Source organism: Jeongeupia chitinilytica (genome assembly GCF_014652315.1).
In the GTDB taxonomy this organism is placed as follows: Bacteria; Pseudomonadota; Gammaproteobacteria; order Burkholderiales; family Chitinibacteraceae; genus Jeongeupia; species Jeongeupia chitinilytica.
Window position 1 is genome coordinate 187,596 of sequence record NZ_BMYO01000004.1, and the last position, 15,636, is coordinate 203,231.

The following is a 15,636-nucleotide window of genomic DNA, read 5'->3' on the forward strand; positions in this document are numbered from 1 at the left end:
CAGGGGCAGTCGGCATGCAAGGCGTGGTGTATCGCAAAACCCAGCAAGGACTCGCCGAGATGGTCAACCGTTCGAGCGGGCTGCCGGCCAAATCGCGCCAGCTGCTGATCCAGATCGACGGCATCAAGACCACCGACCAGCTGATCACGACCCTGAGCGGTCGTGAACTGCTGCAGGCACTGCTTGAACTCGAATGGGACGGCATGGTCGAGAAGATCGCCGGCCAGATCGGCCCGGTGCCGGCGCCGTCCCCCGCTGCCGCCAGCCTGCCCGCGCCCAGCCCGGCTGCGCTGGGCAGCAAACAGCTCGCGCAGATCCGCCAGATCGTTTACATCAGCAACAACACCCACCTGCGCGGCGAACTGGACGAATGGATCGATCGCGTCCTCGGCCAGTGTGCCGATCACGCCGGCCTGCACCAGTGCCTGCAGCATTGGGAATCGCTGATGACCCATCGCGGCCACGGTGAAGTGGCACAAAGCTACCTGCAGCAGATCAGCGCGATTCTGCGCCGCTGATCATCGCCGCCGCGAGCCTGGCCTCGACGGCGGCCCAGTCCGGCGGTGCGTCGCCCGCGACGATGAACTCGACACGCGAATCGCGCCGGTAAGCCGATACCGCAGCACCGCTCATGCCATCGACCCAGTCGAGCCGGTACCAGTCGCGCTCGGTGCTGAACACGCCCTTCGCGCGCGTCAGCCCCGGCAGCAGCAGGGCCGCCTCCTCGAACAGCTCGGCCACCAGTGCCGAATCGAACTGCGTCTCGGCTGGGAACACCCAGCCGCAGCTCTCCGCCCCCAGGCTGTTCTGCATGTTCCGCGACGGCCAGAACATCGGCGCCGGGTTAACGGATACCGGCGTCCGGCGCGGCGCCAGAGCATGTGCAGGGGTGCCGGCCTGCTCCTGCACGGGCCAGCGATCGGCCTGCAAGGCCAGATCGAGCAGGTCCGGGTCGAACGCGCCCTGCCTCGCTTCGACCACGGCCAGCTTCGGCGGATAGAGCGCCGCAGCGAAACGCGTCGCGCGTGCCAGCTGATCGACGTCGGCGAGGTCGGTCTTGTTCAGCACCAGCACGTCTGCAAGCTCGATCTGGTCACGCCAGGTTTCGTGCGTGGTATAGCGCGCGTCGTCGAGATGGCGCGGGTCGACCAGCGTCACGACCGCCCGGACCTGATAGGCCTTGGCGAGGAAGGGGTCGCGCAGCAGGTCGATGATGCCGGCCGGATGCCCAAGGCCCGACGGCTCGATCAGCAGGCGATCGGGACGCCGGCCACGCGCCAAGCGCGTCAGCGTTGTCCGCAACATCGGACTCGTCGTGCAACAGATGCAGCCGCCGGGTACTTCGGCGACGTTCAACTCGTCGCCACTCGACGACAGCGTCGCGCCGTCGATCCCCACCTCGCCGAACTCGTTGACGATCACCGCCCAGTACTCGCCGGCGGGCTTGTCCGCCAGCAGCCGGGTCAGTGCGGTGGTTTTGCCGACACCGAGGAAACCGGTGACAAGGTTGACCGGAATCGGTGCATTTGGAGTCATGGTCGGGAAACCCAGTTCAGCAGAACCTGCCACTGGCCATAGTCGCGTTCGAAACGCGGCCGGGGCAGGTCGAACAGCGCGAGACCGCGCGGCTGCAGTTGTACATAAAGTTGTGTGTCGCGGATCGTCCCCAGCAGTGGCAGCGCCGCATCATCGACGAACGCGGCAAAGTCGCGCGCCGTCTGCGTCCGTGCGTTGACACGCATCCCGAGCAGCGCAACGTCGACCTTGCCCTTGCGGACACGCTTTTCGTCGGCGAGACGGGTAAAGAAGTCGGCACTGGCCCAGCGGTCGAATGCTGCCGGTTGCATCGGCACGACGATGCGATCGGCGGCCTGCAGGGCGGCGTCGAACAGTTTGCCGTGCAGTCCGGCCGGACTGTCGACGACCTGCACGGCATCGGCCGGCAGGCGGTCGACGATCCCGTCACGCCCGCGAATCACCGGAAAGGTATCGGGGCGCTGCGCCAGCCAGCGCAATGCCGATTGTTGCCGATCCAGGTCGGCCAGCATCACCGGGCGGCGTTGCCAGGCAAACCACGTTGCGAGCTGGATCGCCACCGTTGTCTTGCCGCTGCCCCCCTTGGGATTGGCCACCAGAATCGTCTGCATGTCAGGCGCCCGGGGCCGGCTTGTGCGGCCGGGTCTTGCTGTCGTCGGTATGCAGCTTCTGCATTGCCGCGCCGGTTTCACCGGCGAGCAGCATCGGCAGGATGTGGTGCGCCCGTGTCAGCGCATCGTCGATCGCGTCCTGCTCTTCCTTGCGCGGCGGCTTGAGGACGAAGCTCACTACCTCATTGCGGTTGCCGGGATGGCCGACCCCGACCCGCAGCCGCCAGAACGCCGGCGTCGACAAATGGGCCTGGATGTCGCGCAGGCCGTTGTGGCCACCGTGGCCACCGCCCTGCTTGAGCTTGATCTGCCCGGCCGGCAGGTCGAGCTCGTCGTGAACCACGAGGATCTCGTTCGGCAGTATCTTGTAGAACTGCGCCAGCGCGACGACCGACAGCCCGCTCTTGTTCATGTAGGTCTGCGGTTCGAGCAACCACACCTCGCGCCCGTCCAGCCGGGCCCGGCCGGCGAGACCGTGAAACTTGGCGTCGTGACGCAGGGAAACGCCAGCATCGCGCGCCAGCTGGTCGACCCACCAGAAACCGGCGTTGTGCCGGGTCGCAGCGTATTCGGCCCCGGGGTTGCCCAGGCCGACGATCAGTTTGATAGAGGACATCGGAAAGAATGCGGATGGCCCGCCCGTGGCAGGCAAGGCCACCATGATAACGCGAGTCGCAGCCGCTAGGCGCCCAGCGCCTTGAGGGTCGCTCTGGCCTGCGCGTTCGGCCACTGGCGGATCAGCCGGGGCGAACCGTCCGGCGCCAGATACAGGCGTGCCGCATCGACCTGCGGCGATTGCAGCTCGACCACCCAGCCGCCGAACCAGGCCCAGTGGGCCGAACCGGGCTTGAGCCGGTAATCGCCGAGCCAGTTGCCGTTGTCGGCGACCTGCTGCCAGCGTACGCTGCCGTCCGCATTGCGCAGCACCAGCCAGCCATTGGCCTCGCCGTCCCGTTTGGCGTACTGTTCCAGCCGCCAGCCCGGCCAGCCGACGGCGACGACGGTATCCGGCATCCGCGCAGGTGCCGACGACTGGAATCGGGGCGACTGAACGTCGGTGAAGTACGGATAGTAGTCGAGACCGTCCTGGCGCGAATGGAAGGGCGACACGCCCCAGCGCGGTACCAGCCAGTACATCAGCAATACCGCACCGAGCAGCAGGCCAACCATCCGGACCTTGGTGCGATGCCGTGGTGGAATCACCGGCAGGTTAGCCAGCCATTCGAGCGGACTGGCCACGTGCCGGCGATGGACGTCCTGCCCTTCCGGTTGTTCGTTCGAATACATGCAAGTCCATCTGCCGGAATGATGCGGTCATCGTAGCCCAGCCCGGCCATGCACGCGCTGTCCGTCAGCGATCCGGCAAACCGGGCAAACAAAAAACCCGCCGGGCTTGCGCCACGGCGGGTTTCGGACGGAACAGGCTGGATTAACCGGCCTTGGCGCCGTTCAGGCTGGCCACAGCGAGGTCTTCGCCACGAACCAGAGCCATCAGCTCCACGCCTTCCGGCAGCTGGATGTCGGCCAAGTGGGCGATGGTGTTGCCAACGGCCATCTTCGACAGATCCACGTTGAGGAATTCCGGGATCTTGTCGGCCAGGCAGCGAACCTTCACATCATTCAGGATGTAACGGATCGAACCGCCTTGCAGCTTCACGCCTTCGCAGGTATCGGCGCCGACGAAGTGCAGCGGAACGCGCACTTCAACGGTGGTACCGGCTTCAACGCGCTGGAAGTCCACGTGCAGCACTTGCTGCTTGAACGGGTGGTAGTTCACCGAGCGCAGCAGCACCTGTTCGGTCTTGCCATCCACGGCGAGCTTGATCAGCGCGGTGTGGAACGCTTCTTCCTGCAGGGTGTAGTACATGCTGTTGTGATCGAGTTCGATCGCCAGCGGGGCAGCGCTGCCGCCGTAGACGATACCCGGCAGTTTGCCAGTCTTGCGCAGGCGGCGGCTCGCACCGGTACCCTGTGCAGCACGGGCTGCAGCTTGAATTTCGTAAGTCATGGTTTGCTCCATAGCATTAAAAGCAACAGCCTCCCGCGACCAGGAAGGCTGCCGATTCCGGGGAAAACTCCCCTGAATTAGTCAACGAACAGCGACGAGACCGACTCTTCGTTGTTGATGCGGCGCATCGTCTCGGCCAGCAGGCCGGCGATCGACACGCAGCGGATGCGGCCCGACAGTTCGGCAGTGTCCGACAGCGGAATGGTGTCGGTCACGACGACTTCGTCGAGATCCGACTGCAGGATGCGCTCGACGGCGGCACCGGAGAACACCGGGTGCGTGGCATACGCCAGCACGCGCTTGGCACCGTGCGCCTTCAGCGCGGCGGCGGCCTTGCACAGGGTGTTGGCGGTATCGATCATGTCGTCGACGATCAGGCAGGTCCGGTCCTTCACGTCACCGATGATGTGCATCACTTCGGCCACGTTGGCCTTCGGACGGCGCTTGTCGATGATCGCCATGTCGGTACCGAGCTGCTTGGCCATCGCACGGGCACGCAGTACGCCGCCGACGTCCGGCGACACGACCATCAGGTTTTCGTAGTTCTGCGCGCGGATGTCGGCGAACAGCACCGGCGTCGAATAGATGTTGTCGACCGGAATGTCGAAGAAGCCCTGGATCTGGTCGGCATGCACGTCGACGGTCAGCAGGCGGTCGACGCCGGCGGCCTGCAGCATGTTGGCAACGACCTTGGCCGAGATCGGCACGCGCGCCGAACGCGGGCGGCGGTCCTGGCGGGCGTAGCCGAAATACGGAATCGCCGCGGTGATCCGGCCGGCCGAGGCGCGCTTGAGCGCATCGACGATCAGGATCATTTCCATCAGGTTGTCGTTGGTCGGCACACAGGTCGACTGCAGAACGAAAACGTCGCGGCCGCGAACGTTTTCCAGCAGCTCGACGGTGACTTCGCCATCGGAGAAACGGCCGACGGTTGCCCGGCCCAGCGAGATGTCGAGATGATTGACAACACGATCGGCAAGCTTGGGGTTAGCGTTGCCGGTAAAGACCATGAGGCTGTCGTAAGCCATTTTCAAACCCTAGAAAAACGAAAAGCGTGTAACCCGGGTTACACGCTTTTCTTTTCGAATTTGGCAGGGGAAGAAGGATTCGAACCTTCGCATGTCGGAATCAAAATCCGATGCCTTAACCAACTTGGCGACTCCCCTAGCGGCACTTGCCGATCATCCGGCAAATTCTTTCAACGGATGCCGATCGACTGCTTTCGCCGTCCATCCGGTCATGTCCCGAGGAAGCTGGGATACTACTGCATCCGCGCCGGCTTGTGAAGCAAAAAGTGCAAAAACACAGCTTCCGGAACCGGTCATCCTGGCCGGAGAAAACCGGCTCAGCCAAGCGATGTACTGCCCGACCAGAGGATGCTTCCTCACAGCCACCGCCTGCAAATCGTTGCGGGTAGTTGCTGTGTTGAGGTCGCGCATATTAAGCGACGGTGTATCCCGCGTCAAGCCCTGATCGCGAAAAATCTCCGGGGTCGGCACGTGGACCGGCGGATGCAGCACGACGAAGTACCCGTCGGTACTGGCAACGGCACGCATCCGCTCACCGATGCCTTCGACAAAGGCCGTTTCGCCGAAGACGAAAAACGGCACGTCGGCGCCCAGCGAAGCACCGAGCTGCATCAGCCGTTCGCGACTCAGGTCGAGCCGCCACAGCCGGTTCAATGCCAGCAGTACCGTCGCGGCGTCCGAGCTGCCGCCACCGACGCCGCCGCCCATGGGCAGGCGCTTGTCGATCGCGATGTCGACGCCGCTGCGACAGCCGGTCTCCTGCTGCAGCAGGCGCGCGGCGCGGACGGTCAGGTCGGTGTCGGCCGGAACGCCGGGGATTAGCCCGGTGCGGACGATCTCGCCGTCATCGCGCAGCCGCAACCGGATCGTGTCGGCCAGGTCGATCAGCTGGAACACCGATTGCAGCAGGTGATAGCCGTCGTCGCGGCGTCCGGTGACGTGCAGGAAGAGGTTGAGCTTGGCCGGCGCCGGGAAGGCGCGCCAGCCGTCATGGTCGGGCAGAAAGTCGTTCAGGGTTGCCATTCGGAAATCGCAATGCGCAGGTCGAGATCGGGCCGGGTCAGATGCAGGCGGCGCGGCAGCGGCTGGCCGGCTGTGCGCGGCAGCCACTCGGACAGCTCGATCCGCCAGCCGGCCTGCACGATGGTGCGCTTGCCGTCGGCATCACTGACCGTCGCCGGACTGGCCGGGTCCGCTTCGCCCTTCAGCCAGTGCACGAGGCCGTTGACCGGTACAGACCAGCCGAGGCCATCCAGCAACAGCGCATCGGCGTCGGCAGCACTGAGGACCCGTCCCTCGGCGTCGCGATAGCTGGCGCCACTGGCGGTCATCGTCAGCTCGGCCAGCGTCTGCCCCAGCGGGTTGTTCAGCGCCAGCCGGCTCTCGGCGGCATGCCAGGTCCAGACGAAGTTGGCGTAGTCGTTGCCTTGCGGGCGCTTGATGCTGACGCGCCCGAGTGCGACCAGATCGCCGGCAGCCGGCGGCGGCGGAACGCTGGCGCAGCCGGCCAGCAGCGCTGCACCGAGCAGCGCCGAAGCGAACCGGCGCCTCACTTGGCGCCCAGCCGCTGTACCGTCTCCTGAACGATCTCGTTGCCCGGATCGAGCTTGATGGCCGCGTCGAACAGCTTGCGTGCGCCGCCCTTGTCACCGAGCTGCCAGAGCACCTCGGCCAGATGAGCCCCGATTTCGGGGTCGGGCATCCGCGCGTAGGCCTTCTCGAGCAGCGTTTTCGCATCGGCCAGCCGGCCCTGGCGATAACGCAGCCAGCCCATGCTGTCGAGCACGGTCGGATTGTCGGGCTCCTTGGCCAGCGCGGCATCGAGCAGCTTCTGCGACTCGGCCAGGCGGGCCGTATCGGTCGGTTTCGAGCGGTTGGCCAGCGTGTAGCCGAGCGCATTCATGCCGATGGCGCTGTCGGGTTCGAGTGCCAGATAACGCCGCAGCTCGGCCTCGGCCTCGTCCTGCCTGCCCATCAGGTCGGCAAACAGCGATCGGTCGTACATCAGGTCGGCACTGGCCGGATAGCGTTTGAGCCCTTCGCTCAGCACGTCATAACCCTTGCGGTACTGCTTGACCTCGCGCCAGATCGACGCTTCGAGCTGGATCTTCTCGATCTTCGCCTCGTCGTTCGGTGCCGGAATCGCCTTGACGGTCGCCTGCGCGCCATCGAGGTCGCCCAGCCGGGCCAGCACGCGCACAAGGCGCTTGTCGGCCGACAGCTTGAATTCGCCGTCGACACCTTCGTACCAGTCGCGCGCTTCGACGAAACGGTAGCGCTCTTCGGCAATCTGGCCGAGGTAATAGCGCAGGTTGCCGGTCTGCTGCGGTGCCAGTTCGGTCGCGCGCGTCAGGCGCTGTTCGGCCGTGTCGAGGTCGTGCAGCTGCAGCGCAACCAGACCGCTGCCGGTCAGCGCCTCGAGGTTGTTCGGCTGCAAGGCAAGCATTTCGTTGTAGACCTTGAGCGCCGCGTCGAGGCGGTTGGCCTCGACGTACTCGCGCGCGAGCGCCGACCGCAGCGCCATCGACTTGGGCAGGCTGCGCTCGGCCGACTGCAGGTAGTCGATGCGCGCCTCGGGCGACGACGACTTGCCCATCAGCTGGGCGCGGTAAAGGATCGCCGGCTCCCAGTTGGCCTTGAGCCGGTTTGCTTCGTCGAGCTCCTTCAGCGCTTCGTCGATGCGACCGACGTTGGCCAGCGCCACGGCACGGGCAAAGTGCGCCTCGGCGAGCTGCGGGTACGGCGTCGTCAGCTCCTCGGTGAGCCGGAGTGCCGCTTCACGGTCGGTGTTCTTGTCCCAGAGCATGTGCATCTGCAGGAAGAACGGCGCGATTTCCTGCGGCTGGGCGGCAAGCAGCGCCTGGATGTGCGGCTTGGCCTCATCGAGGCGGTTGGCACGGATCAGCAGGCTGAGCATCACCTGACGCGCCGCAGCCGAATCGGGTACCGCGTCGATCCAGCGCTGCGCGTCGTCACGGGCGATCGACAGCTGGCCGCTGCCGATCGCCACTTCGGTCGCGCGTCGCGCGACGCGCGGATCGTTGGTCCGCTGCGCCAGATCGTGCCAGGTCTGCGCCGCCAGCTGCGGCCGGTCGCGCTGCAGTGCGATGTCGCCGACGAGGAAGCGCAGCAGCAGTTCGCTGGTCAGCGGTACCTTGGGCAGCTTGTCGTCGGGAATCGCATCCTCGTCGAGCCCCGGCGCAGTTTCGGCAGCCGGTTCGCTGGCGTTGCCCGACGGGGCCGGTGCGCCGCCCATCGACGCGCAGGCCGAGAGCCCGAGTGCGAGCAACAGGGCCGACAGCAGGGTACGAACGGCGGGCGGATTGGTCATGGCGACGGCTTGGCCTGTTTTATGTTAGACAGACTGATCTTAATGAATCGGCGTGACGGCGTCCAAACGCCGGCACGCTTTACCAGTAAAGACCATGCCCGAACTTCCCGAAGTCGAAACTACGCGTCGCGGCGTCGCCCCCTATCTTGATGACGCCGTCGTGCAGTCGCTGATCGTCCGCGAGGCGAGGCTGCGCTGGCCGATTCCGGCCGGACTGCCGGACTTGCTGGCCGGACAGCCGATACGCTCGTTGCGGCGCCGCGCCAAATATTTGCTGATCGGGTTCGACAGCGGCACGGCCATCCTCCACCTCGGCATGAGCGGCAGCCTGCGCGTACTGACCGAGGCCTACCCGCCCGAAAAGCACGATCATTTCGACCTGGTCCTGACTTCGGGCGTGCGGCTGCGCTACCGCGATCCGCGCCGCTTCGGCGCACTGCTGTGGGCCGACGGCGATGGCAGCGACCACCCGCTGATTGCCGCGCTGGGGCCGGAGCCGCTGTCCGGCGCCTTCGACGCCGCCCATCTCGCCGCAGCGCTGGCGCGTACGCGCCGCGCGGTGAAGCTGGTGATCATGGACAACCATGTCGTCGTCGGCGTCGGCAACATCTACGCGTCCGAGTCGCTGTTCCGCGCCGGCGTCCATCCGGAGCGGCCGGCCAGCACGCTGAGTGCCGCCGAAACCGCGATGCTGACCGAGGCGATCAAGGCGACGCTGGCGGAGGCGATCACCGCCGGCGGCAGTACGCTGCGCGACTTCGTCGACTCCGAAGGCAAGCCCGGCTACTTCCAGCTCAACGCCTTCGTCTATGGCCGGAATGACACACCCTGCCGCGTTTGCGGCACGCTCATCCGGCAAATCCGTATCGGCCAGCGGACAAGCTACTACTGCCCCCACTGCCAGCGTTGACAACCGTCGCGCGCGCGGGTGATAACAGCGGCAATATTTACAATACGAGGCCGTGAGCCCATGAGCACCGATTACCTGCATCGCGACGATGTCGCCGTCAACGATCCGACCGACGCAGGCGATCGCCTCGTCGGCGACTTCCAGGCCTACAGCCAGTGGCGCGCGACGCTGACGCAGTCGGTGGCGCAACTGTCGCGCTGGCTCACCGAACAGGACCTCGACGACGCGCAGACCCAGCTGCGCATCAACGCGCTGCAGGGCAAGCTGCGCGACGACAAGCTCAACATCGCCTTTGTCGCCGAGTTCTCGCGCGGCAAGTCCGAACTGATCAACGCCATCTTCTTCGCCCACTACGGCAAGCGCGTGCTGCCCTCGTCGGCGGGACGGACGACGATGTGTCCGACCGAGCTGCTGTACGACGCCAGCGAATTCCCGGCGATCAAGCTGCTGCCGATCGAAACCCGCGGCGCGAACGTCACCACCAGCGAATACCGCCGCTATCCGGAAGAGTGGACGACGATCGCCCTCGACCTCGACAACCCGGACCAGTTGCTTGCGGCCTTCCGCCGCGTCGGCGAAACCCGCCGGGTTTCGCTGGCCGAAGCGCAGAAGTACGGGCTGTACGACGCCAGCGATGCAGACCAGCAACTGGTGGTCGGCGCCGACGGCACGATCGAGATTCCGTGCTGGCGCCACGCCATCATCAACTTCCCGCACCCGCTGCTCGAACAGGGGCTGGTCATCCTCGATACGCCGGGGCTGAACGCCATCGGTACCGAGCCCGAGCTGACGCTGAACCTGCTGCCGAACGCGCACGCCATCCTGTTCATCCTTGCCGCCGAGACCGGCGTCACCAAGAGCGATATCGACGTGTGGCGCAACCACATCGGCAAATCGCAGGGTAGCGGTCGCGGCCGGCTGGTCGTGCTCAACAAGATCGATACGCTGTGGGACGAACTGAAATCGCCGGCCGAAACGGATGCCGAAATTGCCCGCCAGGTCGACAGCACCGCGCAGCTGCTCGGCATCTCTACCCGGCAGGTCTATCCGGTCTCCGCACAGAAGGCGCTGGTCGCCAAGGTGCAGGACAACCCCGCGCTGCTCGAACGTGCCCGCCTGACCGCGCTGGAAACCGCACTGTCCGAAGAGCTGCTGCCGGCCAAGCTCGACATCGTCCGCGACGCGACGGTGACCGAGGTCGAAGACATCGTCATGGCCACGCGCGGCATCCTCTCGGCGCGGCGTGACGGCGTGACCGAACAGCTGTTCGAGCTGACCGGACTGCGCGGCAAGAACCAGGACGTCGTCGCGCAGATGATGGACAAGGTCCAGGCCGACAAGCGCGAGTTCGAACAGGGACTGGTGCGCTTCCAGGCACTGCGCTCGATCTTCTCGCAGCAGCAGAACCAGCTGCTGACACTGTTGGGCATGGACGCGCTGAAGGCTCAGATCGCCGGCATCCGCGCCGAAATGGAACGCAGCCTGTTCTCGTTCGGCGAATCCGGTCTGCGCGCGATCATGGACCGCTTCTTCAGGGACGTGAACGACAACATCAGCAAGGCCGCCGAACAGGTCGCCGAAGTGCAGGCGATGATGGCGGCGATGTACAAGAAGTTCAGCGAGGAACACGGTCTCGGCCAGGTCACCCCGCCGCCGTTCTCGACGCTCAAGTACCACAAGGAGCTGGCACGGCTGGAGAAGTCGTTCCGCGAGCACTTCAATACCGTCGGCAAGCTGCTGACGACCAGCCAGGGCCGCCTGACGCACAAGTTCTTCGAGACCGTCGCCAGCCGGGTCGTCTACGTGTTCGAAGTTGCGAACCGCGACGTCGAGCACTGGCTCAAGGCAGTGATGGCGCCGATGGAAACGCAGGTCAAGGAACACCAGCTGCAGCTGCGCCGCCGGCTCGAGAGCATCAAGCGCATCCACAAGGCCACCGACACGCTCGAAGGCCGGATCGAGGAGCTCGAGGACATCGACCGCCAGCTCGCCCAACAGCTGGCCGAGCTGAACGAGCGCCAGCGCGCGGTGTTCACGGTGCTGAACGCCGGCATGGTCCGCGAGGGCCGTGCCGCCTGAGCCCGGTCCCGCTTGATCCGGAGCAAAAAGCCGCGCCACTGCGCGGCTTTTTGTTTGGGTACGGCGGCCGGCAGCGCTACCATCTCCGGCATTGCCCACGGAGGAATACCATGTCCGCATCCGAACAAGTCCAGCTGGAAATCTGCGCCGGCTCGGTTTACTCGTGTCTGGCCGCGCAGGAAGGCGGCGCCGCACGCGTCGAGTTCTGCGACAACCTGCTCGAGGGCGGCACCACGCCGTCGCACGGCGCGATCGCCGTCGCACGCGACCGGCTGTGGATCACGCTGAACGTCATCATCCGTCCTCGTGGCGGCGACTTCCTTTACGACGAGATCGAGTTCGAGGTGATGAAGCGCGACATTCTCGCCTGCAAGAAGATCGGCGCCGACGGCGTGGTGATCGGCCTGCTGACCGCCGACGGTGACGTCGACGTCGCCCGGACCCGCGAGCTCGTCGAACTCGCCGCGCCGATGCAGGTGAGCTTCCACCGTGCCTTCGACGTCGCCCGCGACCCGCTCAAGGCGCTCGAGGACGTGATCGCCACCGGCTGCAACCGGCTGCTCACCAGCGGCCAGGCACCGAGTGCGCTCGAAGGTGCCGCGATGCTCAAACGGCTGAACGAGATCGCCGGCGACCGGCTGGTCGTGATGCCCGGGGCCGGCGTGCGCGGTCACAACATTGCCGAACTGGTCAGGCTGACCGGCTGCCGCGAGTACCACAGCTCGGGCCGCGCACCGCGCGACAGCGCGATGCGCTACCGCAACGCCGTGGTCAAGATGGGTGCACCGGGTCAGGACGAATACGCGATCGTCGACACCGACGCGACGCTGGTGCGCGAGCTGGTCGCCAACGCCCGCGGGGCGTGACGCTCAGAGGCCGATGCGCTGGCCGCTCTTGCTGCTGGAGATCGCCGCCTCGATGACCCGCATCACCGCAACGGCGTCGGACGGCATCACCGGGTTCGGACCGACGCCGAGCAGCGCATCGCGGATGCCGGCGTAGTAGGCGGTGTATTCGCCGCGCGGCAGGTCGACGTGCTGCTTGCGTGGCTCGCCGTCGGTCCCGGTGTACAGCGTCATCTGCCGCGCATCGAACGCCCACGCCGGATGCCCCGGCCGCATGCCGGCACGCAGCTGCTCGGCCTGGCTGTCGACCCCGTCGACAACCAGACTGCCGCTGCTGCCGTGCACGAGAAAGCGGTGGCCACCACCGACAACCAGATTGCTGACGCCGAGCACGACGCGCAGCTCGCGGTAGCCGAGCACGACATGCACGTCGTCGTCGGACAGCGCACCGTCACGCCGCAGTGCCAGATCGGCCCAGACCGTTTGCGGCACGCCAAAGAGCTGCAGCGCTTGGTCGACGAGATGCGGGCCGAAGTCGTACCACAGCCCGGCACCGGCTTGCGCGCCTTCGCGCCAGCGCGGCCTCACCTCGGGGCGGAAGCGGTCGATCCGGCTTTCGAACTGTCTGACCGCGCCGATCCGCCCTGCGGCAATCGCAGCGCGCACGGCAATGAAATCGGCATGCCAGCGCGCATTGTGGAACACCGACAGCAAGCGGCCGTTCTGCGCGGCCAATGCCGCCAGCCCCTCGGCTTCGGCGGCGGTCAGCGTGAACGGCTTGTCGACGACGACATTGCGGCCGGCCAGCAGCGCGGCACGGGCCAGCGGTGCGTGACTGTCGTTCGGCGTTGCAATCACCACCAGATCGAGGTCGCGCCGGGCGATCAGCGCCTCGGCATCGGGTTCGACCCCGACATCCGGCCAGTCGGCACCGACCGCCAGCGGCCGGCTCGATGCGATCGCAGCCAGCTTCAATCCCGGCGTCGCGGCAATCAGCGGCGCATGGAAGGTCTTGCCGGCATGCCCGTAGCCGATCAGACCCACCTGTAGTTGTTTCTTCACCGTGCGGCTCCCTTTCAACCGCCCCTTTCTACGCCGCCTTGCCGTTGCTGTCGCTCGGGCTTTACCCTAGCTGCAACGCCACGGAACGGTTCATGGACATCCAGCTTCATTCTCGTATCGCGTCGCTCGACGCCGCACGCTGGAACACGCTGGCCGGCAGCCAGACGGTGCTGCAGCATGCCTTCCTCGATGCGCTCGAACAGAGCGGCAGCGTGCTCGCCCAAACCGGCTGGCAGCCGTGCCACCTGGCGCTGGACGGACTCGCCGCAGCAATCCCGCTGTACCTGAAAGCACACTCGTTCGGCGAGTACGTGTTCGACTGGTCGTGGGCGCGCGCCTACGAACAGCACGGCCTCGACTACTACCCGAAACTCGTCGCCGCGGTACCGTTCACACCGGTGCCGGGCCCCCGCCTGCTGGCATCAACCGATGCACAGCGCCAGCAACTGGCGCACGGACTGCAGGCAGCCGCCGAATCGCTCGGCGCCGGCTCGGTCCACGTGCTGTTCCACGACGACGACGACGGCCGTGCGCTGGAAGCCGCCGGCTTCTTCCTGCGCAGCCAGATCCAGTTCCACTGGCAACGACAACCGGACTGGCGCGATTTCGACGACTTCCTCGACGCGCTTAAGCGCGACAAACGCAAGAAAATCCGCCAGGAGCGGCGCAAGGTCATGGACGCCGGCATCGAGATCGTCCGCAAGCGCGGCGCGGCGATCACCGAAGCGGACTGGCGCTTCTTCACGGCCTGCTACGCCAATACCTACGACGAGCATCGCAGCAGCCCGTACCTGAACCTCGACTTCTTCCTGCGGCTCTGGCGATCCCTGCCCGAGAGCTGCCTGCTGATCCTTGCCTACCGGAACGGCCGTCCTGTTGCCGCTGCGCTAGATCTGGTCGACGGCGACAGGCTTTACGGCCGCTACTGGGGCGCGCAGTGGGACGACGCCGGTTTCGTTCCGGCACTGCACTTCGAGTTGTGCTACTACCAAGGCATCGAATTTGCCCTCGAACAGGCACTACCGGTCTTCGAAGGCGGCGCCCAGGGCGAACACAAACTCGCCCGCGGCTTTTCACCCGTACTGACACGCTCTGCACACTGGCTGCGCCACCCCGGCTTCCACCAGGCCATCGCCCGCGCCGTTCATCAGGAAACGCGGCAGATTACATACAGCATCAATGAGCTGGTTGAACGAGCTGCGCGCCCTACGTCCTTGCCCAGCGATCCAGAGCGCTGAAAACAGGCCGGCAAGCCAGGTACTAAACCGAAAGCCAGTCAAATTCCGCCGATTTTTCAAGTTCAAGCCGTTCGTCAGCCAAACCGGCTTGTCATGTATTGCCCTCCTAAGCTGCAACTGAAACTGACCGAATAAGAAATTATTTGGTCAGTGGCATAGCCATAAATTGCCAGGAGAGATGTCATGAAATTTCGTCTTGCACTTCCCCGTCAACAACGCGGAGCCACGGCGATCGAGTACGCACTTGTCGCGGCCTTGATTGCCATCGTCATCGCCGTAGCCGCGACTACGCTCGGGACACAAATCACAGCGGTATTCACCCGGATCACGACCTGCCTCAGCGGTGGCGCATGCACTTGAGGTCAGCATTTGATTCGCGCCACTGCCGGGCTCGCTAACCAACTGTTGTTCCCGGCATTGGCGATGCAACGCCCTTGATATCCCAGCCATACAAGTTCGCCGGACGTAGGAAGGGTTGGCCGACCAGGCGCCGCCATACGTCGATAAAAATCGATCGACATTCAGGCAGGGAATACACCATGCCGATACCCGCCTCACCCCAACGCGGCGCCGCTGCACTTGAGTTCGCATTGACACTACCGCTGCTGCTCATACTGATCTACGGCTTGGCCGCTTATTCGATGTTGTTCGTTTTGCAGCAGCAGCTGACGCTGGCCGCAGCCGAAGGCGGTCGCGCGGCGATGCGCTTTGCCAGCTCGACTACTGCACGCGACTCGGCAATCACCGCCGCAATCCGGCAAGGCGTCAGCGGTTGGCCAACCGCAAGGCAAAACCTCGTCAATGTTCAGATACGACCTGCAGGCGGTGCATGCCCTGCCAATCTGACCTGCCTTGCCATCGTCGTCACCTATCCGTATGCCGCGCAGCCGATCCTGCCGTCAATGTTCGGCCTGCCCTATCCGACCACGCTCAGCAGCCAGGCCGCCGTCCAGCTTGACCAGCTGGTGCTCAACTGAGGGAGTGCGCT

General features: G+C 65.4%; 17 protein-coding genes and 1 tRNA gene. 7 read left to right on the plus strand and 11 right to left on the minus strand.

What is annotated here, in order from left to right:
• The first annotated feature begins 14 nt into the window (after window positions 1-14).
• Window positions 15-518, plus strand: coding sequence for a hypothetical protein (locus IE097_RS08745; RefSeq protein ID WP_189459897.1), 504 nt, complete (start codon window positions 15-17; stop codon window positions 516-518).
• On the opposite strand, the gene IE097_RS08750 is transcribed toward IE097_RS08745, so the two are convergent.
• The 10 genes from IE097_RS08750 to IE097_RS08795 all read right to left on the minus strand — a co-directional run bounded on the left by IE097_RS08750 (window position 496) and on the right by IE097_RS08795 (window position 8,514).
• Entirely contained in the window at window positions 496-1,536 is a 1,041-nt protein-coding gene (locus IE097_RS08750; RefSeq protein ID WP_189459898.1) for a CobW family GTP-binding protein, read from the minus strand. The two genes, IE097_RS08745 and IE097_RS08750, sit on opposite strands and share 23 nt — an antisense overlap.
• Window positions 1,533-2,147 (minus strand): AAA family ATPase, encoded by a 615-nt coding sequence (locus tag IE097_RS08755; protein ID WP_189459899.1) that lies wholly within the window; start codon window positions 2,145-2,147, stop codon window positions 1,533-1,535. Before IE097_RS08755 ends, IE097_RS08750 begins: the two co-directional genes overlap by 4 nt.
• Before the next feature lies 1 nt (window position 2,148).
• Window positions 2,149-2,763, minus strand: coding sequence for an aminoacyl-tRNA hydrolase (gene pth, locus IE097_RS08760; RefSeq protein ID WP_189459900.1), 615 nt, complete (start codon window positions 2,761-2,763; stop codon window positions 2,149-2,151).
• 65 nt (window positions 2,764-2,828) lie between these two features.
• Window positions 2,829-3,434, minus strand: a complete 606-nt coding sequence (locus IE097_RS08765; RefSeq protein ID WP_189459901.1) for a hypothetical protein — start codon at window positions 3,432-3,434, stop codon at window positions 2,829-2,831.
• A 142-nt stretch (window positions 3,435-3,576) separates the two neighbouring features.
• Window positions 3,577-4,155 (minus strand): 50S ribosomal protein L25/general stress protein Ctc, encoded by a 579-nt coding sequence (locus IE097_RS08770; protein WP_189459902.1) that lies wholly within the window; start codon window positions 4,153-4,155, stop codon window positions 3,577-3,579.
• Window positions 4,156-4,232: 77 nt separating this feature from the next.
• A complete protein-coding gene (locus IE097_RS08775; protein WP_189459903.1) occupies window positions 4,233-5,183 on the minus strand; it encodes a ribose-phosphate pyrophosphokinase in 951 nt (316 codons plus the stop codon).
• 61 nt (window positions 5,184-5,244) lie between these two features.
• Window positions 5,245-5,321: transfer RNA gene (locus tag IE097_RS08780), tRNA-Gln, on the minus strand.
• A gap of 15 nt (window positions 5,322-5,336) precedes the next feature.
• Window positions 5,337-6,206, minus strand: coding sequence for a 4-(cytidine 5'-diphospho)-2-C-methyl-D-erythritol kinase (ispE, locus tag IE097_RS08785; protein ID WP_189459904.1), 870 nt, complete (start codon window positions 6,204-6,206; stop codon window positions 5,337-5,339).
• Entirely contained in the window at window positions 6,194-6,736 is a 543-nt protein-coding gene (gene lolB / locus IE097_RS08790; RefSeq protein WP_189459905.1) for a lipoprotein insertase outer membrane protein LolB, read from the minus strand. Before lolB ends, ispE begins: the two co-directional genes overlap by 13 nt.
• Window positions 6,733-8,514 (minus strand): tetratricopeptide repeat protein, encoded by a 1,782-nt coding sequence (locus tag IE097_RS08795; RefSeq protein WP_189459906.1) that lies wholly within the window; start codon window positions 8,512-8,514, stop codon window positions 6,733-6,735. Before IE097_RS08795 ends, lolB begins: the two co-directional genes overlap by 4 nt.
• A gap of 94 nt (window positions 8,515-8,608) precedes the next feature.
• Between IE097_RS08795 and mutM the strand changes: the two genes are divergently transcribed.
• The 3 genes from mutM (at window position 8,609) to IE097_RS08810 (ending at window position 12,369) form a co-directional block, all read left to right on the plus strand.
• Window positions 8,609-9,424: a bifunctional DNA-formamidopyrimidine glycosylase/DNA-(apurinic or apyrimidinic site) lyase gene (gene mutM / locus IE097_RS08800; RefSeq protein ID WP_189459907.1), complete on the plus strand. Its 816-nt coding sequence runs from the start codon at window positions 8,609-8,611 to the stop codon at window positions 9,422-9,424.
• Between the two features lie 60 nt (window positions 9,425-9,484).
• Window positions 9,485-11,503 carry a dynamin family protein gene (locus IE097_RS08805; RefSeq protein ID WP_189459908.1) on the plus strand — a complete coding sequence of 673 codons (2,019 nt, stop codon included), beginning with the start codon at window positions 9,485-9,487 and terminating at the stop codon, window positions 11,501-11,503.
• Window positions 11,504-11,613: 110 nt separating this feature from the next.
• Window positions 11,614-12,369 (plus strand): copper homeostasis protein CutC, encoded by a 756-nt coding sequence (locus IE097_RS08810; RefSeq protein ID WP_189459909.1) that lies wholly within the window; start codon window positions 11,614-11,616, stop codon window positions 12,367-12,369.
• A gap of 3 nt (window positions 12,370-12,372) precedes the next feature.
• Here IE097_RS08810 and IE097_RS08815 read toward each other — a convergent pair whose 3' ends face one another.
• Window positions 12,373-13,410, minus strand: a complete 1,038-nt coding sequence (locus IE097_RS08815; protein WP_189459910.1) for an oxidoreductase — start codon at window positions 13,408-13,410, stop codon at window positions 12,373-12,375.
• Between the two features lie 92 nt (window positions 13,411-13,502).
• Between IE097_RS08815 and IE097_RS08820 the strand changes: the two genes are divergently transcribed.
• The 3 genes from IE097_RS08820 to IE097_RS08830 all read left to right on the plus strand — a co-directional run bounded on the left by IE097_RS08820 (window position 13,503) and on the right by IE097_RS08830 (window position 15,625).
• Window positions 13,503-14,648 carry a GNAT family N-acetyltransferase gene (locus IE097_RS08820; protein WP_189459911.1) on the plus strand — a complete coding sequence of 382 codons (1,146 nt, stop codon included), beginning with the start codon at window positions 13,503-13,505 and terminating at the stop codon, window positions 14,646-14,648.
• 183 nt (window positions 14,649-14,831) lie between these two features.
• Complete coding sequence (locus IE097_RS08825) at window positions 14,832-15,008, plus strand: Flp family type IVb pilin (RefSeq protein WP_189459912.1); 177 nt, start codon at window positions 14,832-14,834, stop codon at window positions 15,006-15,008.
• Between the two features lie 179 nt (window positions 15,009-15,187).
• Window positions 15,188-15,625 (plus strand): TadE/TadG family type IV pilus assembly protein, encoded by a 438-nt coding sequence (locus IE097_RS08830; RefSeq protein ID WP_189459913.1) that lies wholly within the window; start codon window positions 15,188-15,190, stop codon window positions 15,623-15,625.
• The last annotated feature ends 11 nt before the right edge of the window (window positions 15,626-15,636 follow it).